The organism is Burkholderia sp. RF7-non_BP4, assembly GCF_001521935.1.
Classification (GTDB): Bacteria; Pseudomonadota; Gammaproteobacteria; order Burkholderiales; family Burkholderiaceae; genus Burkholderia; species Burkholderia diffusa.
In genome coordinates this window covers 32969-53450 of sequence record NZ_LOTA01000012.1, presented here as the reverse complement: position 1 = coordinate 53450, position 20482 = coordinate 32969, and the positions used below count along the sequence as shown (strand labels likewise).

Annotated in this window: 20 protein-coding genes; 17 read left to right on the top strand and 3 right to left on the bottom strand. The window is 67.7% G+C overall.

The window, feature by feature from the left end:
* The first annotated feature begins 73 nt into the window (after positions 1-73).
* From WS49_RS07530 to WS49_RS07500, 7 genes are all read left to right on the top strand, one after another.
* Positions 74-997: an ABC transporter permease subunit gene (locus tag WS49_RS07530; protein ID WP_059526026.1), complete on the top strand. Its 924-nt coding sequence runs from the start codon at positions 74-76 to the stop codon at positions 995-997.
* On the top strand, positions 994-1926 hold the full coding sequence (locus tag WS49_RS07525) for an ABC transporter permease subunit (protein ID WP_059526024.1): 933 nt from the start codon (positions 994-996) through the stop codon (positions 1924-1926). The genes WS49_RS07530 and WS49_RS07525 overlap by 4 nt, the downstream gene beginning before the upstream one ends.
* Positions 1927-1947: 21 nt before the next feature.
* Positions 1948-3513 carry a DUF3138 family protein gene (locus tag WS49_RS07520; protein ID WP_059526021.1) on the top strand — a complete coding sequence of 522 codons (1566 nt, stop codon included), beginning with the start codon at positions 1948-1950 and terminating at the stop codon, positions 3511-3513.
* A 26-nt stretch (positions 3514-3539) separates the two neighbouring features.
* Positions 3540-4832 (top strand): NAD(P)/FAD-dependent oxidoreductase, encoded by a 1293-nt coding sequence (locus WS49_RS07515; protein ID WP_059526019.1) that lies wholly within the window; start codon positions 3540-3542, stop codon positions 4830-4832.
* A gap of 75 nt (positions 4833-4907) precedes the next feature.
* Positions 4908-5288 (top strand): cupin domain-containing protein, encoded by a 381-nt coding sequence (locus WS49_RS07510; RefSeq protein ID WP_059526038.1) that lies wholly within the window; start codon positions 4908-4910, stop codon positions 5286-5288.
* A 46-nt stretch (positions 5289-5334) separates the two neighbouring features.
* The gene (locus WS49_RS07505; protein ID WP_059526017.1) at positions 5335-6750 is read left to right on the top strand and encodes an amidase family protein; all 1416 of its coding nucleotides are present in this window, start codon (positions 5335-5337) and stop codon (positions 6748-6750) included.
* A gap of 29 nt (positions 6751-6779) precedes the next feature.
* Complete coding sequence (locus tag WS49_RS07500) at positions 6780-8270, top strand: aldehyde dehydrogenase (RefSeq protein WP_059526015.1); 1491 nt, start codon at positions 6780-6782, stop codon at positions 8268-8270.
* Positions 8271-8332: 62 nt separating this feature from the next.
* Here WS49_RS07500 and WS49_RS07495 read toward each other — a convergent pair whose 3' ends face one another.
* Positions 8333-10186, bottom strand: a complete 1854-nt coding sequence (locus tag WS49_RS07495) for an ABC transporter ATP-binding protein (protein WP_059526014.1) — start codon at positions 10184-10186, stop codon at positions 8333-8335.
* A 308-nt stretch (positions 10187-10494) separates the two neighbouring features.
* Here WS49_RS07495 and WS49_RS07490 point away from each other — a divergent pair, with 308 nt between their 5' ends.
* From WS49_RS07490 to WS49_RS07480, 3 genes are all read left to right on the top strand, one after another.
* The gene (locus WS49_RS07490) at positions 10495-10866 is read left to right on the top strand and encodes a CidA/LrgA family protein (RefSeq protein WP_059526036.1); all 372 of its coding nucleotides are present in this window, start codon (positions 10495-10497) and stop codon (positions 10864-10866) included.
* Positions 10863-11597, top strand: a complete 735-nt coding sequence (locus tag WS49_RS07485; protein ID WP_059526012.1) for an LrgB family protein — start codon at positions 10863-10865, stop codon at positions 11595-11597. Before WS49_RS07490 ends, WS49_RS07485 begins: the two co-directional genes overlap by 4 nt.
* A gap of 243 nt (positions 11598-11840) precedes the next feature.
* A complete protein-coding gene (locus WS49_RS07480; RefSeq protein WP_059526010.1) occupies positions 11841-12155 on the top strand; it encodes a hypothetical protein in 315 nt (104 codons plus the stop codon).
* A gap of 120 nt (positions 12156-12275) precedes the next feature.
* Here the strand turns inward: WS49_RS07480 and wrbA are convergent, their stop codons facing one another.
* Positions 12276-12878 carry an NAD(P)H:quinone oxidoreductase gene (gene wrbA, locus WS49_RS07475; RefSeq protein ID WP_059526008.1) on the bottom strand — a complete coding sequence of 201 codons (603 nt, stop codon included), beginning with the start codon at positions 12876-12878 and terminating at the stop codon, positions 12276-12278.
* A 61-nt stretch (positions 12879-12939) separates the two neighbouring features.
* Entirely contained in the window at positions 12940-13665 is a 726-nt protein-coding gene (locus WS49_RS07470; protein WP_059526006.1) for a pirin family protein, read from the bottom strand.
* 127 nt (positions 13666-13792) lie between these two features.
* Between WS49_RS07470 and WS49_RS07465 the strand changes: the two genes are divergently transcribed.
* The 7 genes from WS49_RS07465 to WS49_RS07440 all read left to right on the top strand — a co-directional run bounded on the left by WS49_RS07465 (position 13793) and on the right by WS49_RS07440 (position 20469).
* A complete protein-coding gene (locus WS49_RS07465) occupies positions 13793-14677 on the top strand; it encodes a LysR family transcriptional regulator (protein ID WP_059526004.1) in 885 nt (294 codons plus the stop codon).
* A gap of 376 nt (positions 14678-15053) precedes the next feature.
* Positions 15054-16037, top strand: a complete 984-nt coding sequence (locus WS49_RS07460; RefSeq protein ID WP_063888571.1) for a lysozyme inhibitor LprI family protein — start codon at positions 15054-15056, stop codon at positions 16035-16037.
* A 318-nt stretch (positions 16038-16355) separates the two neighbouring features.
* Positions 16356-16769 (top strand): DoxX family protein, encoded by a 414-nt coding sequence (locus tag WS49_RS07455; RefSeq protein ID WP_059526000.1) that lies wholly within the window; start codon positions 16356-16358, stop codon positions 16767-16769.
* Positions 16770-16932: 163 nt separating this feature from the next.
* Positions 16933-17877, top strand: coding sequence for a dTDP-4-dehydrorhamnose reductase family protein (locus tag WS49_RS07450; protein ID WP_059526034.1), 945 nt, complete (start codon positions 16933-16935; stop codon positions 17875-17877).
* A gap of 267 nt (positions 17878-18144) precedes the next feature.
* On the top strand, positions 18145-18312 hold the full coding sequence (locus tag WS49_RS34875) for a hypothetical protein (RefSeq protein ID WP_156441356.1): 168 nt from the start codon (positions 18145-18147) through the stop codon (positions 18310-18312).
* A gap of 312 nt (positions 18313-18624) precedes the next feature.
* A complete protein-coding gene (locus WS49_RS07445) occupies positions 18625-18954 on the top strand; it encodes an H-NS histone family protein (RefSeq protein ID WP_059525998.1) in 330 nt (109 codons plus the stop codon).
* Between the two features lie 267 nt (positions 18955-19221).
* A complete protein-coding gene (locus WS49_RS07440) occupies positions 19222-20469 on the top strand; it encodes an MFS transporter (RefSeq protein WP_059525995.1) in 1248 nt (415 codons plus the stop codon).
* The last annotated feature ends 13 nt before the right edge of the window (positions 20470-20482 follow it).

The window sequence follows — 20482 nt, the reverse complement described above, 5'->3', positions numbered from 1 at the left end:
CCGGCGTGGAACGACGACGTGTTCGTGTCGTGGTCGCCGGCCAGCGGCGTCGTGCTGACGCAGTGAGGGCGACATGACGAAACCCACCGTTGATGCTGCGTCCGCGCTGTCGCGCTTCGTGCCGTCGGGTCGCAACCTGGCGATCGGCGTGCCGTTCCTGTGGCTCGCGATCTTCTTCGCGTTGCCGTTCGCGCTGGTGCTGAAGATCAGCTTCGCGGACCAGATGCTCGGCATTCCGCCGTACACCGCGCTCGCGCGACTGGAAGCGGGCACGGTACAGGTCGCGCTGTCGCTGAAGCATTACGCGCTGCTGCTGCAGGACGACCTGTACCTGAACACCTACGTCAGTTCGCTGAAGATGGCCGCCGCGTCGACGCTGATGTGTCTGCTCGCCGGTTATCCGATCGCGTACTGCATCGCCCGCGCGGCGCCGGCACGCCGCAACCTGCTGATGATGGCCGTGATGCTGCCGTTCTGGACGTCGTTCCTGATTCGCGTCTATGCGTGGGTTGGGATCATGAAGGACGACGGCCTGCTGAATCGTGCGCTGACTGCGCTCGGCGTGATCGCGGCGCCGCTGCGGCTCTATCACACCGACGCGGGCGTCTACATCGGGATGGTCTATTCGTACCTGCCGTTCATGGTGATGCCGATGTATGCGCATCTCGTGAAGCTGGACCTCACGTTGCTCGAGGCCGCGCACGATCTCGGCGCGACGCCGTGGTCCGCGTTCTGGCGCATCACGCTGCCGCTGTCGAGAAACGGGATCGTCGCGGGCAGTCTGCTGGTGTTCATTCCAGCCGTCGGCGAATACGTGATTCCCGAACTGCTCGGCGGCGCGAACACGCTGATGCTCGGCCGCGTGATGTGGGACGAGTTCTTCAACAACATGGACTGGCCGATGGCGTCCGCGGTGACGGTGACGATGGTGGCGCTGCTGCTCGTGCCGATGGCGTTGCTCCATTACAGCCAGACCGAAGCGGAGGGGCGCTCATGACCCGCGCGAATCGCCTGTTCTCTGCCTGTGTGCTGGGCGCGGGCTTCCTGTTCCTGTACGTGCCGATCGCGAGCGTCGTCGTCTATTCGTTCAACGCGTCGAAGCTGGTGACGGTGTGGTCCGGTTTCTCGTTGCGCTGGTACGGTGCGCTGCTGCACGACGGCGAATTGCTGACGGCCGCGTGGCTGTCGCTGAAGATCGCGTTGCTGACGGCGACCGCGTCGGTCGCGATCGGCACCTGGGCCGGCTTCGTGCTGGCCCGCATGGGGCGCTTTCGCGGCTTCACGCTCTATGCGGCGATGATCAACGCGCCGCTGGTGATTCCCGAGGTGATCCAGGGCATCTCGCTCCTGCTGCTGTTCGTCGCGATGCAGCAGACCTTCGGCTGGCCCGCCGGACGCGGCTGGCTGACGATCTGGATCGGCCACGTGATGCTGTGTCTGTCGTTCGTCGCGGTGATCGTGCAGTCGCGCGTGAAGGAACTCGACCGCTCGATCGAGGAAGCCGCGCTCGATCTCGGCGCCCGGCCGTTGAAAGTGTTCTTCGTGATCACGCTGCCGCTGATCGCGCAGGCGCTGGTATCGGGATGGCTGCTCGCGTTCACCGTGTCGATCGACGACGTCATTCTTTCCGCCTTCCTGTCGGGCCCCGGTTCGACGACGCTGCCGCTGGTCGTGTTCTCGCGCGTGCGGCTCGGACTCAATCCGGAGATGAATGCGCTCGCAACGGTGTTCATCACGATGGTGACGATCGGCGTCGTCGTCGTGAACCGCTCGATGCTGGCCCGCGAGCGACGACAGGCCCGCGAGGCCCGTGCATGGCACGCGGCCGCCGCGCCGGATGCGCTCGCCCCACCGCCCGCGTTGCCGCCCGCTCGCCCGTCGGCCGCGCACGCGCGGCACGACCCCGCACCGCATCCCGTGAAGTGAAGAACGACAAGGAGACGTCGAATGAAAAAGAAGGTGCTTTGCGCGTTGATCGCCGGTGCGTTGCCGGGGCTGGCCGCCGCGAGTTCGAGTGCCGACCAGATCAGGGCGCTGCAACAGCAGATCGCCGTGCTGCAGCGGCAGATGAGCGCGCTGCAATCGCGACTGGCTGCGAAACCGGCGGCTGACCCGGTGTCGTCGACAGCGGTGGCGAGCGTGCCCGCCGTCGATCCGTCGGTGCCCGGCTACGGGCAGGCGCCGGCGGTGCTGACCAACGACGACGTGACCGAAATCCGGCAGCAGGTCGCGAACCAGCAACTGAAGGTCGACTCGCTGACCGACGCCGCGCGCACCGGCCCGATCGCCGGGCTGTCGGTGACCGGCTATCTCGATCCGACCTACGTGTACAACCGCGGCGCCGGCACCTCGTCGTTCCAGTTCGCGAACCATGAGAACGCGTACACGTATTACAACAGCACGTTCGGCGACGTGTTCCTCGACATCAAGAAGACGTTCGGCGTCGGGCCGACCGCACCGTCCGCCGAGATCACGCTGATGCCGAACCGCGGCGCCGGCCTGTCGATGATGACGGGCAGCGGCGCGAGCGGTCTCGACATCGTGAACACGGCCGTCGTCACGGTGCCGCTGTCGGGCACGACCGCGTTCGTCGGCGGGCTGGTGCTCGGCTTCGGCGGCTACGAGTACCAGCAGTCGAACCAGATGCTCACGCTCACGCACAACCTGCTGTACGACTTCTCCGATCCGGGTTCGTCGATCGGCGCGGGCATCAACTACCTGAGCCCGAGCGGCCAGTGGGCGTGGAAGTTCTTCGTCGGCAACGAGCAGTTCCGCAGCGCCGGCGCCGTCACGCAGACCGGCGTGAATGCGCTCGGCGACCCGATCACGACGAGCAACAAGGTGCCGACCTTCACCGCGCGCGTGGACTACATGCGCGGCAGCGCGCTCGACATCGGCGGCTCGATCAACATCGGTCGCCAGACGCTGCCGAGTGCGATCGACCCGGCCACCGGCACCGTGCACTACGGCGTGGGCGGCAATGCGCCGAGCGCATACGGCGCGTTCTTCTTTGCGGAAGCCGATGCGACCTACACGCTCGCCGATGCGCAGTACAACGCCGAGCTCGATTACGGCCAGCAACAACACGGCGCGTTCAACGGCGGGCTCGCGCAGTGGTTCGGGTTGTCGCTGCTCGCGCATCGCAAGTTCAACGTGCCGGTGGTCGGCCGCATGGGTGCGACGTTGCGCTATGACCTGCTCGTCAACCGCAGGAACGGCGGCGGTGGATCGTCGATCGGCCTGAACGGCAACGGGATGGATCCGTACAACGGCTTCGGCATCGACGCGGACTGCCTCGCGATGTCGAAGGCGAACGGCGGCGTCGGCTTCGAATGCAAGGGCGCGACGCGGCAGGCGGCCGCATTCGACCTGCTGTTCTATCCGACTCAGCAAGTGACGGTCAAGGTCGAGTATCGGCACGACTGGGCGAGCAACAAGGTATTCCTGCGTCACGACGGGTCGTACGCGAAGTCGAACGACCTGCTCGCGACTCAACTCATCTACGCGTTCTGACGCGACGCTGTTCGCGAATGTCACTCATGCTCAAGTTCGAAAATCAGCAACATGTTCAGTCGTACTACGCAGACACGGCCAACGACCGGACCCGCCATCCGTCGCTCGACGGTGTCGTATCCGCCGACGTATGCGTGATCGGCGGCGGACTCACCGGCCTGTCCGCGGCGCTCGATCTCGCCGAGCGCGGTCATTCGGTCGTGCTCGTCGAGGCGTCGCGAATCGGCTGGGGCGCCAGCGGCCGCAACGGCGGCCAACTGATCGCCGGCTACTCGTGCGACATCGATACGTTCTCGGCCCATCTGCCGGAAGACGACGTGCGGAAGATCTGGGCGATGGGGCTCGAATCGGTCGATATCGTCCGGCGGCGTGTCGAGCGGCACGGCATCGATTGCGACCTGACCTTCGGTTATCTGACGGCGGCGAACAAGCAGCGCCACATCGACGCGCTGCGCAAATGGCGCGACGCCGCGGCGAGCCGCTTCGGCTACCGCGGCTACGACATCGTCGAGCGCGCCGACATGCCGCGCTTCGTCGCATCGGATCGTTACGCCGGCGGCCTGCGTCACGAAGGCAGCGGCCACCTGCATCCGCTGAACTACACGCTCGGCCTCGCGCGCGCGGCGCGCGCGGCCGGCGTGACGATCCACGAGGACACGCCCGCGCTCGCGCTCGAGCGCGCCGCGCCGCACCACCGCGTCAGGTGCGCGCGCGGCCATGTGGATGCCCGCTACGTCGTGCTGGCTGGCAATGCGTACCTGGGGCGGCTCGCGCCGAGCCTGGCACGCAAGATCATCCCGGTGGCGACCTACCTGATCGCGACGGAGCCGCTCGGCGAAGCGCGCGCGGCCGAGACGATGCCGGCCGACGCGGCGATCAGCGACTGCAATTCGGCGCTCGACTATTTCCGGCTGACGCGCGATCGGCGTCTGCTGTGGGGCGGCAAGGCGAGCAGCTCGACGCGCGCGCCGCGCGATCTCGCGACGGCGATGCGGCGCGACATGCTGAAGACGTTCCCGCAGCTCGCCGACGTGCGGATCGACTACGCATGGGGCGGCCTGATCGACGCGACGATGAACCGCGCGCCGCATTTCGGGCGGCTCGAGCCCACCGTGTATTTCGCGCAGGGCTTCTCCGGGCACGGCGTGAACGTGACCGGCCTCGCCGGGCGGCTGATCGCCGAAGCGATCGACGCGCAGGCTGCGCGCTTCGACCTGTTCGGCCGAATTCGCCATCGCGACTTTCCGGGCGGCCGCGTGCTGCGCACGCCGATGCTGGCGCTCGCGATGGCGTGGCATCGGACGATGGACCTGCTTTGATCCGTGGAGCGCGGCTCGCGTGGCCGCGCGGCCACGAATCGTTTTGAACCATTCACTCATGCGATGGAGGCATTCATGAACCACGTTACCCGTCTCGTCGACCTGATGCAGGCGCCGGCCCGGCTCACGCAAAGCCGCGTGCCGGCCGGGCTGCTGCTCGACGGCAATCCGATGCAGACGCTGTCGCATCACTACATCAGCCCGTGCGGGCAGTTCAGTTGCGGGATCTGGGAATGCACGCCCGGACGCTGGACGATTGACTACGACGAGTCGGAGTACTGCGAGATGCTGAGCGGCGTCGCGATCGTGCGCGATGCCGATGGCGGCGAACGCGTGCTGCGTGCCGGCGACCGCTTCGTGATCCCGCCGGGCTTTCGCGGCACCTGGGAGGTCGTCGAGACGTGCCGGAAGATCTACGCGTCGCATGCGCCGCAGGCGGAGCCCTCGTGTGCGTAACGCGAGGCCGAATCCATTCGATCCAGTCATCAACGAGGAGCATCCCATGACCCAGGAATTGTGGCGACTGAGCGCGGCCGAGATGGCCGCGCACGTCGCACGGCGCGACGTGTCGTCGACGGAACTCGTGCACAGCTGCCTGCGGCGGCTCGAGCAGGTGAACCCCGTCATCAACGCGATCGTCGACGTGCTGGCCGACAGCGCGTTGCAGGCGGCGTCCGATGCCGATGCCGCGATCGCGCGCGGTACGCCCGTCGGTCCGCTGCACGGCGTGCCGGTGACGGTAAAGATCAACGTCGACACGGCCGGCCGCGCGACGACGAACGGCGTGCGCGCGTTTGCCGGCCTGGTCGCGCACGACGACAGCCCGGTGACCGCGAACCTGCGCAACGCAGGCGCGATCGTGATCGGGCGCAGCAACGCGCCGGCGTTTTCGTACCGGTGGTTCACCGACAACGACCTGCACGGCCGCACGTCGAATCCGTGGAATCCGGCACTGACGCCCGGCGGCTCCAGCGGCGGCGCGGCCGCGGCGGTCGCTGCCGGCATCGGCGCGATCGCACACGGCAACGACCTTGGCGGCTCGATCCGCTACCCGGCCTACGCGTGCGGCGTCGCGGGGCTGCGGCCGAGCACCGGCCGCGTGCCCGCCTACAACCCGACGCAATCGAAGGACCGCACGCTTGCCGTGCAACTCGCGTCCGTGCAGGGGCCGCTGGCGCGCACGGTCGGCGACCTGCGCCTCGCGCTCGATGCGATGGCGGCGGGCGACGCGCGAGACGCATGGTGGATGCCGGTCGCGCCGGCCGGCCACGACGCGGCGTTTCCCGCACGCGTCGCCGTGTGTCCCACGCTGCCGGGCGTGCCGTCCGACCCGATCGTCGTCGATGCGGTTCGGCAAGCCGCGCGGTGGCTGGAGGAGGCCGGCTGCATCGTCGAGGAAGCGGAGCCGCCGCGGTTCGCCGAGGCGTGCGCGCTGTGGCTGGACCTCGTGACCAACGAAGCACGCAGCGGGCTCGGCGACGTGATCATGCAGCACGGCGACGCGGCGATCCGGACCGCGTTCGTGAGCCAGCGCAACCTCGCATCGCCGCTCGACCTCGCCGGCTACATGAATGGTCTGGCGCGGCGGACCGAGCTGCTGCGCGACTGGCAGCAGTTCTTCGCACGTTACCCGCTGCTGCTGATGCCGGTGTCGTGCGCGCAGCCGTTCGCGATCGATGCGGACCAGCACGGTGACGAGGCGATGCGCCACATCGTCGACATGCAGGGGCCACTGCTGGCAACCGCGCTGCTCGGGCTGCCCGGGCTGTCGGTGCCGACCGGCGTGCGTGGCGGCGTGCCGACGGGCGTGCAACTCGTCGCGGGCCGCTTCCAGGAGGCGCTGTGCCTCGCCGCCGGCGAAGCGATCGAGGCGCGCGCCGGTACGTTCACGCCGATCGATCCGGTGACCGGATCGTGATGGTCGACTTCTGACGGTAAGGAATACTAATGAATCCATCCACATTCGAAGACTGGCAGGCACGCGCGGCCGTTCTGCGCATCGAAGCGCGCGCGTTCATCGACGGCGAGGCGCGCCATGCGCGCACCGGGGCAACGTTCGCGTGCGTGAGCCCGATCGACGGCCGTGTGCTCGCGCACGTGGCCGACTGCGGCGCCGACGACGTCGATGCGGCCGTGGCGGCCGCGCGCCGCGCGTTCGACGCGCAGGCGTGGGCCGGCATGAATCCGCGCGCACGCAAGGCTGTGCTGCAGCGCTGGGCGGCGCTGATGCGCGAGCATTGCGACGAACTCGCGCTGCTCGAGACGCTCGATACCGGCAAGCCGATCGCCGACACCACGGCCATCGACGTGCCGGCCGCCGCGCACTGCGTCGACTGGTACGCCGAGGCCATCGACAAGGTCGGCGGCGAGGTCGTCCCCGCCGATCGCCATCTCGTCGGACTCGTCACGCGCGAACCGATCGGCGTCGTCGCGGCGGTCGTGCCGTGGAATTTTCCGCTGCTGATGGCTGCATGGAAATTCGCGCCGGCGCTCGCGGCAGGCAATAGCGTGGTGCTCAAGCCATCGGAAAAATCGCCGCTGACCGCGATCCGCGTCGCGCAACTCGCGTGCGAGGCCGGCGTGCCGCCCGGCGTGTTCAGCGTCGTGCCCGGCGGCGCCGAGCCGGGACGGCTGCTGGCGCTGCATCGTGACGTCGATTGCATCGCGTTCACCGGGTCGGCGCGCACCGGGCGGCAGATCATGGCGTGTGCCGCGCAATCGAACCTGAAGCGCGTGTGGCTCGAACTGGGCGGCAAGTCGCCGAACATCGTGCTGCCCGATTGCCCCGATCTCGATCGCGCCGCGCAGGCGGCCGCCGATGCGATCTTCTTCAACATGGGGGAAGTGTGCACGGCGGGCTCGCGCCTGCTCGTGCATCGCGATATCAAGGACGCGTTCGTCGACAAGGTGGTCGCCGCATCGCGGCGCTTCGCGCCCGGGCATCCGCTCGATCCCGCGGTGGCGATGGGCGCGATCGTCGATCACGCGCAGCTCGAACGCGTGATGCGTTACATCGGCATCGGAAGGGAGGAAGGGCGCCTGGTGACGGGCGGTGCGCGCGTGCGCGAGGAGACGGGCGGGTTCTATGTCGAGCCGACCGTGTTCGACGTCGACGCGCATGCGACGATCGCGCGCGAGGAAATCTTCGGGCCGGTGCTGTCGGTGATCGCGTTCGACGACGTCGATGCGGCCGTGCGCATCGCCAACGACACCGAGTACGGGCTCGCGGCAGCCGTGTGGTCGGCGGACCACGCGACGGCGCATACGGTCGCGCGGCGCTTGCGTGCCGGCACCGTGTGGGTCAACTGCTACGGCGACGGCAGCGACGACATGAACTTCCCGTTCGGCGGATACAAGCAGTCGGGCAATGGTCGCGACAAGTCATTGCACGCGCTCGACAAATACACCGAGCTGAAATCGACGATCGTGCGGTTGTAACGCATCACGCAGCATGCACGCGCGGCAGGCCGGCATGCGTCTGCCGCGCGCGTGCATGAACGTCACTGCTCGGCCCCCTCCGCATCCGCCGTCTCGCCGAGGAACCCGCCGCTCTGGTGCGCCCACAGCGCCGCATAGATGCCGCCCGCCTGAAGCAGCTGCAGGTGCGTGCCTTCCTCGACGATGCGCCCTTCGTCGAGCACGATCAGCCGGTCCATCGCCGCGATCGTCGACAGCCGGTGCGCGATCGCGATCACCGTCTTGCCGCGCATCAGGCCGTCGAGGCTGCGCTGGATCGCGACTTCGACTTCGGAGTCGAGTGCGCTGGTCGCTTCGTCCAGCACGAGGATCGGCGCGTCCTTGAGCATCACGCGCGCGATCGCGACACGCTGCCGCTGGCCGCCCGACAGCTTCACGCCGCGCTCGCCGACTTCAACGTCGTAGCCGCTGCGCCCGTGCCGGTCGCGCAGCCGGTCGATGAAGTCGGACGCTTCCGCACGCACGGCCGCGTCGTGCATCTCGCGCTCGGTTGCGTCGGGGCGGCCGTACAGGATGTTCTCGCGCATCGTCCGGTGCAGCAGCGACGTATCCTGCGTGACCATCCCGATCGCCGCGCGCAGGCTGTCCTGCGTCACGTGCGCGATGTCCTGTCCGTCGATCCGGATCGCGCCGCCATCCACGTCGTAGAAGCGCAGCAGCAGGTTCACGAGCGTCGACTTGCCGGCGCCCGAGCGGCCGATCAGGCCGATCCGCTCGCCCGGCCGGATCGTCAGGTTCAGCCCGTCGAATACCGCGCGCTCGTTGTCCTCGTGCGCGAAGCTCACGTTGTCGAACACGATGCCGCCGCGTTGCACGGCGAGCGCCTTCGCGTCCGGTGCGTCGACCACGCTGCGCACCTTCGTCAGCGTGTTGATGCCGTCCTGGACCGTGCCGACGTTCTCGAACAGTTCGGTCATCTCCCACATGATCCAATGCGAATAGCTCGACAGGCGCAGCGCCATCGCGATCACGGCCGCGACCACGCCCGCGCTCGCCTCGCCGTGCAGCCACAGATAGAGCGCGAGGCCGGTCGAGCCGACCAGCAGCAGCGTCGACAGCAGGTGGTTGACGACCTCGAACGCGCTGACGAGCCGCATCTGCGCATCGCCGGTCACCTTGAACGCCTCCATCGCGCGCCGCGCGTGGTCGGCTTCCCGGCGCGTGTGCGAGAACAGCTTCACGGTCGTGATGTTCGAATAGGCGTCGGTGATGCGGCCTGTCATCAGCGCGCGCGCGTCGGCCTGCCGGCTGCCGACCGCACCCAGGCGCGGCACGAAATACGCGCACGCCACGCCGTAGCCGAGCGCCCACAGCGCGAGCGGAATCATCAGGCGCCAGTCGAAGCTCGCCGCGAGCGCGAGGATGCCGATCAGGTACGCGCCGACGCCGATCACGACGTCGACCGACATGAACAGCGCGTCGCGCACGGCGAGCGCGGTCTGCATGATCTTGGTCGTCACACGGCCCGCGAACTCGTTCGCGTAGAACGACAGGCTCTGGTCGAGCATCAGCCGGTGAAACAGCCAGCGCAGCCGCATCGGGAAGTTGATCGCGAGCACCTGGTGCTTGATCATCGTATGCAGCGCGATCAGCAATGCGCTGCCGGCAAGGATCGCCGCGAAGCCGGCGAGCGTGCCGAAATGCCGGCCGCCGAATTCGGCCGGCGTCGTCGACGACAGCCAGTCGACCACGCGCCCCATCATCGCGAACAGCACGGCTTCGTACGCGGCGGTCGCGGCCGACGTCAGCGCGATCAGCAGGATCCAGCCGCGCGCGCCTTTCGTGCACGCCCAGACGAACGAGAAGAACCCCTTCGGCGGCGTGACGGGATCCTCGAGCGGGAATGTCGGCAGGCGCCGTTCAAACCACGAAAACATTGAACCTTCTCCTTGATGCGGCGCGGGCAGGTGGCGCGGCCGCTCATGCGTGTTTCATGTGCGCCGAGCGTAGGCGACGCATCCGCGTGCGCGCGGATTGCGTCGTTTTCGCATCGTCCGGCGGCAAGTGTCGCATCGATTCGATCCGGCTGCAGGGCGGTTGCCCGCAGTCGCGCACCGCGCTGGCAGCCCGCCCGGCGGTCTTTGTTGATACGATCGCGCGTATCGTCCACGCCGGCGCGACACGCCGCCGGCCCATCGGTCGCGCGTCGGCACGATCGCGCGGCCACGTTCGGGAGAAGCGCTTCATGCTGCAGGCGTTCGCGGTCTTGCTGACCTTCCAGTGTCTCGGGGAAGGGGTGTCCCATCTGTTCGGCCTGCCGGTGCCGGGCCCCGTGATCGGCATGCTGCTGCTGTTCGGCTTCGTGATGCTGCGCCCGCAGGTGGCCGACGCGATCGAGCCGACCGCGCTCGAACTGCTGCGTCACTTGTCGCTGCTGTTCGTGCCGGCCGGCGTCGGCATCATGGTGTCGGCCGACCGCGTGCGCGGCGATGCGCTCGCGGTCGTCGTCGCGCTGGCGGTGAGCACGTCGCTCGCGATTGCCGTGACCGCGCTCGTCACGCGTGCATTGCTGCGCCGCCAGCGGCGCGCGGACGGCACGGCGGAGGGCACGCAATGACGGCCTTCCCGAAACTCGGCGCGATCTGGGTCTACCTCGCCGCGACCCCGCTGCTCGGCCTGACGATCACGTTGATCGCGTACCTGATTGCACAGGCCGTCTATGCCCGCGCGCGTTTCAACCCGCTCGCGAACCCGGTGCTGATCGCGGTCGCGCTGATCGTCGTGCTGCTGACGATCACGCACACGCCGTATCCGACGTATTTCGAGGGCGCGCAGTTCGTCCACTTCCTGCTCGGCCCGGCGACCGTCGCGCTGGCGCTGCCGCTGTACCGCCAGTGGTCGAAGCTGCGGCGCGCCGCGGTGCCGCTGCTCGTCGGGTTGCTGGCCGGTTCGCTGACCGCGATCGTGTCCGCGGTCGGCATTGCCGCGCTGTTCGGTGCGTCGCACCAGACGATCGCGTCGCTCGCGCCGAAATCCGCGACCACGCCGATCGCGATGGCCGTCGCGCAGGAAATCGGCGGGATTCCGTCGCTGACCGCCGTGCTGGTGATCTCGACCGGGATCTTCGGCGCCGTGTGCGCCCGCGCGATCCTGAACGCGCTGCGCATCGAGGAGCCGGCAGTGCGCGGTTTCGCGCTCGGGGTCGCGTCGCACGGGATCGGCACCGCGCGAGCGTTCCAGGTCAGCGAGGAGGCCGGCGCGTTCGCCGGCCTCGGGATGGGGCTGAACGGCGTGCTGACTGCATTCGTCGTGCCGATCCTGCTGCCGGTGCTGTCGCGCTGGATCTGAGCGGCGCCGGGTGCCGGCGGCGCGCGATGCTATCGGTTTCCCTGATGGCACGTGCGTCACGCCGTCTGGCCGGGCGCCTGCCGCGCATGTATCGTTGCCGTTATCAGGAGAATTCAGGAACGGGCACGGACATTTGCGCAGCGATCGGCTAACGTTGCATCGGCGCCGTGGTCGCACGCCGACGTCCGTCGCGTGCGTGCCGGCGTTCGACCCACAACCAACAATCGACAAGGAGATCCGGCCATGACGAAGTCTCGCGTGGTTTCGGTGGCAGTGACAGTAACGGCGTCGTTCGGTCTGCTGTTGACCGCCGCGCCGGCGGCATATGCGCAGGATCCGGCGTCCGCGCCGACGCAGAAGCAACTCGACAAGGCGCAAAAGAAGGCCGCCCGCAAGGCGGCCCGCGCGCGCCACGCGACGGACCTGAAGGCGATCGGCACGGGCACCGGCTACCGGCTGACCAACGATCAGAGCAATTATCCGCAGAACGCGGTCGAGAAGGCGCCCGCGACGAAGGCGGCGCCCGCTGCTCCGGCCGCGCCGGCATCGGGCCAGTAACGGCCGGCGTTCACGCGACGGAAAACGGCGCCGGGTCGACCGGCGCCGTGCTTGCTCGTGCGTGCCGCGCAGGCGGCACGCGCCGTGGTCCCGGGCTTTCCGGGACGGACGGCGCCCGCGTTACGACGCGAGCTTCGCGGCGAGTTCCGCGACGTGCTTGCCCTGGTAGCGCGCGATGTCGAGTTCGTTCGCGCTCGGCTGACGGCTGCCGTCCGCGCCCGCGAGCGTGGTCGCACCGTACGGCGTGCCGCCCGTGATTTCGTTCATGTTGACGAGCCCGCTGCACGCGTAGGGCACGCCAACGATCACCATCCCGTGGTGCAGCAGCGTCGAGTGGAACGACGTGATGGTCGTTTCCTGGCCGCCGTGCTGCGTGCCGGTCGACGCGAACACGCTGCCGATCTTGCCGACGAGCGCACCCTTCATCCACAGGCCGCCGGTCTGGTCGAGGAACGTGCGCATCTGGCCGGCCATGTTGCCGAAGCGGGTCGGCGTGCCGAAGATGATCGCGTCGTAGCCCGCGAGTTCGTCCACGGTGGCGACGGGTGCGGCCTGGTCGACCTTGATGCCGATCGCCTTCGCCTGGTCGACGGGAATGGTTTCAGGCACGCGCTTGAGCGTGACCTCGACGCCGGGCACCGATTTCGCGCCTTCCGCGACGTGCTGCGCCATCGTTTCGATGTGCCCGTAGGACGAGTAGTAGAGAACGAGTACCTTGGCCATGTTGCGAATCTCCGAATAAGAAGGCCCCGCGTTCAGCGGGGCACGATGTTCCGAACGGGCGTCATGCCCACTCGGCCGTCACTTCGACCGGACGCAAATCGAATACCAGCACTTCGGCATCCTTGCCATCCGTGAACGTCAGCGCCTGCTCGTCGCGGATACGTGCGCCGTCGCCTTCGCCGAGCGTCACGCCGTTGACCGTCACGCTGCCGCGTGCGACATGCACGTAGGCGAAGCGATCCGGTGCGAGTTCGAGCGTGGCGCGCTCGTCGCCGTCGAACAGGCCCGCGTAGATCCGCGTGTCCTGGCGGATCTTCAGCGAACCGCCGCTACCGTCGGGCGACACGATCGGCGTGAGCTTGCCGCGCTTGTCGTCCGCCGCGATGTTCGTCTGCTGATAGCGCGGCTCGGCACCCTTCTCGGAAGGCCCGACCCAGATCTGCAGGAAGTGGACGGGCGTCTCGTGCGAGTGGTTGAACTCGCTGTGACGCACGCCGGTACCCGCGCTCATCAACTGGACGTCGCCCGGCACGATCACCGACCCGGTGCCCATCGAATCCTTGTGCTCCAGCGCACCGTCGAGCACGTACGACAGGATTTCCATGTCGCGGTGCGGGTGCGTGCCGAAGCCGCGGCCCGGTGCGACGCGGTCGTCGTTGATGACCAGCAGGTCGGAGAAGCCGACTTGCTTCGGATCGTAGTAATTCGCGAAAGAAAACGTGTGACGGGAGCTGAGCCAGCCATGCTCGGCGCGGCCACGTTGGTTTGCTGCACGAGTCTCGATCATGATTTTTTCCTGGATCTCGCCGGACCTCGGAAGTGGGTCCGGCTGTTCGTTGAGATGAATCTTAGGTCAATCGATTTGACAAATAAATGGCTGTAGAGATAATGACTGTCACTTTGAGGTGGACAATATGGAACTCAACGACCTGAGGATCTTCGTCGCGACCGTCGATGCGGGCAGCTTCACGGCGGCGGCCGACCAACTGATGCTGTCCAAGCAGTTCGTGAGCCGGCGCACGATGGCGCTCGAGGCAGCGCTCGGCGTGCGTTTGTTGCATCGCAATACGCGCAATCTCGCGGTCACGGAATCGGGGCACGAGTTCTATGCGCGTGCGCAGCGGATCCTGGCCGAGGTCGCCGACGCCGAGCAGGCGATGTCGGTGCGCAGCACCGAGCTGCACGGCTCGCTGAAGATCAGCGCGCCGCTGTCGTTCGGGATCACGCACGTGTCGCCGCTGATCGCCGAATTCCTGTCCGCGCATCCGGCCGTGCGGCTCAACGTCGACCTGACCGACCGGCGTGTCGACCTGATCGGCGAGGGCTTCGATCTCGTGCTGCGGATCGGCACGCTCGAGGATTCGACGCTGATCGCGCGGCAGCTCGGCGCGTGGGAGATGATCGCGTGCGCGAGCCCCGCTTACCTGAAGCGCCACGGCACGCCGGCGACGCCGGTCGACCTCGCCGGCCACACGTGCCTGATGTATGGGCGCGAGCGGCGCGTCGGCTGGGAGTTCCGGGTCGACGGCGCGGCGCGCACGTTCGACGTGCAGGGGCCGCTCGTCGCGAACAACGGCGAAGTCGTGCGCGACGCGGCGATCGCGGGGCTCGGCATCGCGCTGCTGCCGCATTTCATCGTCGGCGCGGCGCTCGACAGCGGCGCGCTCGTGCCGGTGCTCGACGCGTATGCGCCGTCGCCGATCACGCTGAATGCGGTGTTTCCGCAGCACCGGGAAGGGTTCGTCACGCTGCGCACGTTCATCGGGTTTCTGGCGGAGCGGTTGGGCGCGCGGGGGTAGCGCGCGCGGTGGAAGTCGCCGTGGCTTTCGTTGAGCGGCATGGCGAGTGACGTGAGCACGTTGGCGTCCCGAATGCGGGCCAGTGCGTCGCGCGCGGCGATGGTTTCGTTTCGGCGCTCGCGCGCCGATTGATCGGCGGCGCGCATTCGCGTTAGGCTTCGCCGGGGGGGGGCGGGCCGACAGCGCATGCCGGGCCGGGTATTTTTACCTCGAACCGAATCGTGCGCGTACATCGGGCACGTAGCTTCTACTCACCGCCATCCACGACGAGTCCAGTCCAATGACAATGAAGAATCGATCGAATGCTCGCGCGGGCGAGCGAGGGCAGGCCGCACTTCACGGCCGGCATGCGTGGAGCGCGAACCTGCGATCCGTCATGATATTGGCAATACTTACGATCTCGCCGATTGCCGCGCACGCGGCCGGCTTCGATTGCGCGAAAGCCGTTTCGCCGACCGAAAAGGCGATCTGCGCGGACGCCGGGCTGTCGTCGCTCGACGGCGAACTGGCGGCGGCATGGAAGAAGGCGCTCGCGAAAGGCGGCGATACGGCCGCGCTGAAGGCCGCGCAGTTGAAATGGCTCAAGCAGCGCGATCGCTGCGGCACCGAAGCGTCGTGCCTCGGCGACCGCTATCGCGAGCGGCTCGCGATCCTGAACGGCACGTCGCTTGCGGCCGACCGCTGGCAGCAGACGTGGTATCGCGACAGCGCGAACCCGTCGGTCGGCGGCGTGTTGACGTTCACCGGCACGGCACCGCGTCTTCACTTCGAATTGAGCGGCAACAACGGCGCGAATACCGGCGGACTCAGCGGCGATATCGAATTGCACGACGACAGCGCCACGTTTCGCCAGGACCGATGCCGGCTCGATTTCAGCCGCAAGGGCGGGCGCGTGCGGGTCGCGCAGCAGGGCGGCGATGCCGATTGCGGCGCCGGTGCGGGCGTCGTGTATTCGGGCGACTACGTGACGGCGTCGAAGGCGCAGGCGGGTCAGGCGGCGGATCTCGTGACCCTGAAGGTGCTGGCGGATGCGCGGCAGAACGCGATCGCGCACAAGCTGCTGGGCGCCGATTATCAAACGCTCGTCGACACGGTCAACTCCAGCGCGGACGAACAGGATCTCGACGGCCTGAATGCCGGCGTGAAGTCGTACTGGGTACGCGGCATCGCGACGACGAACGCCGCGATCGTGATGCGCCGGGGCACCGATTTGTGGATCGGTCTGTTGGTGTTCGATGCGCAAGACAAGGTGCGGATGCGCTATTACACGAGCGCGCCGGCGTGGAAAAGGACCGTGCCGAAGACCATTCGCGCATGGCATGACAATCTCGACAAGACGCTGCCGGTCGATTTGATGTGATCCGGCGGGCAGGCGCGCCGGCCAATGTGCCCGGCCGCGTATGACGCGTTTGTTACGTGACAATTGTCCACTCAATCGCGACAGCCAATCTTGTTTCGACGGATTGATGATTTCCGATGAGACAGTAGACTGCACCCGTGCTTCGCCAGAACCGCTCCGCAGCGCGCCACGACGGCGCGACGGGACGGATTCCTCGGCAGCGGGCCGGCCGGCCCGCCGTTCGATCGTGCGAGGAGGGTTCGTTGCCGATCCGTGGGTTCGCCATTGCGGCGGCCATCGGCACCGAATGCGTCAAACCGTCAATTCAAGGTGATTGCTATGCGTTACGTTTCGCTGGAGTCGAAGAAGGACGAGCTGCTGCTGGCGGCTCGCGTGCTGATGATGATCCTGTTCGTGCTGTTCGGCTGGCAGAAGCTGAACGGCTTCTCGGGCACGGTCGCGTACATGGCGTCGACGGGCGCACCGTCGCCCGAGCTGTCGGCGGTGATCGCGGTGGCGGTCGAGCTGGTCGGCGGCGCGCTGCTCGCGGTCGGGTTCTACACGCGTCCGCTTGCGCTGGTGTTCGCGGTCTACACGCTCGCGACCGCGTTGATCGGGCATCGCTACTGGGCGCTGCAAGGCATGGACCAGTACCTCGCGATGATCAACTTCTACAAGAACATCAGCATCATCGGCGGGCTGCTGTTGCTCGCGGTGAGCGGGCCGGGGCGCTATTCGTTCGACCGGAAGTAAGCGGGCGCGAGGCTTCGTGCCGCACGACAGGCCCGGTGCGCGCAATCGCGCATCGGGCCTTGTTTTCATCACGCGCACGTCGTCGACATGCGATCGAAATCGACATCGGTTGCGTGTTCTCGTATAGATTGGGGGCCCTCATTCCCTTTCATCGTTGGCCACCGTGTCGCATCCGACCATCCTTCTCATCGGCGCGTCCGGCCTGCTCGGCCGTGCGGTTGCCGCATCGCTGTCCCGCGAATCGTCGCTGACGCCGATCGGAACGATCCGTAACCCGGACACCGCGGGCGCCCGGCGCCTCGGGTTGCCGCCGGAAAACGTCGCCCGACTCGACGCGCTCGATCAGCCGGCGCTCGAACACCTCTTCGCAACTCGCCGACCGGCCGCCGTGATCATCTGCGCCGCCGAACGCCGCCCCGACGTCTGCGAACGCGACCCCGCCGCCGCGCGCGCGATCAACGTCGACGCGCCGGCCCGCATCGGCGCGCTCGCGGCGCGCTACGGCGCGTGGACGCTCGGCATCTCCACCGACTACGTGTTCGACGGCAAGGCCGCGCCGTACCGCGAAGACGCCGCGCCGAACCCGCTGAACATCTACGGCCGCACCAAGCTGGAAGGCGAGGCCGCGTTGCTCGCCGCATCGCCGCTTGCTTGCGTGCTGCGGCTGCCGTTGCTCTACGGGTCGATCGTCGACTGGCGCGAGTCGGCCGTCACGAGCCTCGTGCCGGCGATCGTCGCGTCCGCGCGTCCGGGTGCGGATGCGGTCGGGATGGACGCATGGGCGATCCGCTATCCGACCTACACGCCCGACGTCGCGGCGGTCATTCGCGACCTGACGCTGCGCCATCTTGCGGGCTCGTCCGTCACGGGCATCCGTCACTGGTCGGGCGAGGAGCCGATGACGAAGTACGACATCGCGCAACGGATCGCGGTCGCGCTCGGCGTCGATGCGGCGCTTGCACGGATCGACACGCCGGCCGACGCGACGCCGCGTCCGTACGATTGCCACCTGGATGCGTCGCGCGTGCGCGCGCTCGGGATCGATCATGCGACGCCGTTCGCGACCGGGCTGCAAGCCGTGCTGCGTGACGCGCCGCCGCTGCCGTAAGCGCGTCGAACCGTGATGCCGCGACGCGTGGCAGCGGTCATCGCAGGTGCACGGCAAGACGCCACGCCGCGCAACATTCCCGCTCGGCGGGGAACGTCGAGGCTGCGGGGCGGTGCGTCGGGTTCGCCGATGGCTTGACGCATTCGAACAATCACGAGAGCAGAGAGCGCCCATCGCGCTGCGTCTTCGTATCGAATTCAATCACACGCACGACATCGTGCGTGTCCGTTCCCGGCCAGGATGCCTTCTGCCGCGTTGCCGGGAGACGTGAAACGTTACGTTATCCATATCGATGCTGGAACGTTGCACGCGACACGCACCGGCATGCGCGTCGCGCGCGGCCAGCGCGGTCGTCAGATCGGGGCCGCGCGCGGCACGAAGCTGCATGCGCTGTTCGCGCGAGTTGCGTGGAACGGGTGCCGCTTCGGCACGTAAACCGCCGCACCGGCGCCGACGCGCGCGGGCTGGCGAAGGCAAGTGTGCGCCGGACCGCAAAAGTCCTCGAACATGACGGATGCGCACTGCTATCATTCGCGCCATGCCGCGCCTGTGCATGGGTGCGGCGCCATGTGTTGCGTGCCGATGCCGTGCGGTTTTCGACGATGGCGTGGCGTTCGGTACACTTCGAAAGCGTTACAGGTCCAGGCAAACGATTCACATATCGCAACACCGATTGGCGGAACTTCGTGATAGGTTCGGCCATCGGAGGTTTTTTTGAATAAAAACATGCCCAAAGAGGATGAATACATGACCCAGGCCCTGCAGGATCTCGAAGCACAACTTCGGGACCTGAATATCAAGCTGTCGGAAGCCAAGCAGAAGGAGAAGCAAGCCGCACTCGCGGCATTCAAGGAGCAGGTCGAGTTGTTGGGCATCTCGCAGCAGGAAGTGCTGAGCGCCCTCGGCTACATCGTCCAGCGCAAACGCAAGGCGCCTGCCAAGTATTACGATCCGACGACCGGCCGCTCGTGGTCGGGCCGTGGCCCGCGTCCCAAGTGGCTCGAAGGCAAGGATCTCGATACGCTGCTCGTCGACCGCGAAGCCAAAACCTGGTGGCCCGGCGACGATCGGGGCTGAGGCTGCCCCGCGCCGGCACCGCTCCGGTGTCGTTCGACCCGCGCCGGCGGCGACGCCGGCCTCGCAACACCCGCTTCATCGCGTTCTTTCGGTGTCCCGCCTGACTGCGGATCGCCGGCTTCAATGTCTTTCAAATTCATTACCGACGCTGCCTGCTTCCGTTCCCGGAAGCGGGCGGCGCGGCGCTTTCCGCGTGCGCGCGTCCGGCGTCCGTCATGCGCGGGAACAGGCTTTAGAATGTCGCCCGGACATTTCCGGCAGGACACCATGGCAGCAAACATGAAATCTTCGGCGCTCGGCGATCCGGCGGCGCCGCGCGGCGAGCAGGTCGGCGCGTACGCGTGGAAGGCGCTGGCCGGCTCGGCGATCGGCTACGCGATGGACGGCTTCGACCTGCTGATCCTCGGCTTCATGCTGCCGGCGATCACGGCGGCGTTGCAGCTGACGCCCGGGCAGGGCGGCGCGCTCGTCACGTGGACGCTGATCGGCGCCGTCGCGGGCGGCATTCTGTTCGGTGCCCTGAGCGATCGTTACGGCCGCGTGCGCGTCCTGACCTGGACGATCATGCTGTTCGCGGTCTTCACCGGCCTGTGCGCGTTCGCCCAGGGTTTCCGCGATCTGCTCGTGTATCGGACCATCGCGGGCATCGGCCTCGGCGGCGAGTTCGGAATCGGCATGGCGCTCGCGGCGGAAGCGTGGCCGGCGAGCAAGCGGGCACGCGTGTCGTGCTACGTCGCGCTCGGCTGGCAGGCCGGCGTACTGCTGGCCGCGCTGCTGACGCCGCTGTTGCTGCTCCATATCGGCTGGCGCGGGATGTTCGTGGTCGGCGTCCTGCCCGCGCTGCTCGCGTGGCTGCTGCGCAACCGGCTGCACGAGCCGGAAGTCTTCGTGCAACGCGCGGCGCGGCCGCGGGCCAACGCGTTCCGGATGCTCGTCGCCGACGCCCGCACCGCGCGCACGAGTCTCGGCATCGTGATCCTGTGCTCGGTCCAGAACTTCGGCTATTACGGGATCGTGATCTGGCTGCCGACCTTCCTGTCGAAGCAGATGGGTTTCTCGCTGACGAAGTCGGGGCTGTGGACGGCGGCGACTGTCGTCGGGATGATGATCGGCGTCTGGACGTTCGGGCAGCTCGCCGATCGCATTGGCCGCAAGCCGACGTTCCTGCTGTACCAGCTCGGTTCGGTCGTGACCGTCCTCGCATATGCGCGCCTGACGGACCCGACGGCGATGCTGTGGGCCGGCGCGCTGATGGGGATGTTCGTCAACGGGATGGTCGGCGGCTACGGCACGCTGATGTCCGAAGGCTATCCGACCGCCGCGCGCGCGACCGCGCAGAACGTGCTGTGGAACATCGGCCGCGCGGTCGGCGGCTTCGGACCGGTGGCGGTCGGCGCGCTTGCCGCACACTATTCGTTCCAGACGGCGATCGCGCTGCTCGCCGGCCTCTACGTGCTCGACATGGTCGCGACGCTGTTCCTGATTCCCGAGCTCAAGGGCGTCGAACTCGAATGACGACGCGCGGCGC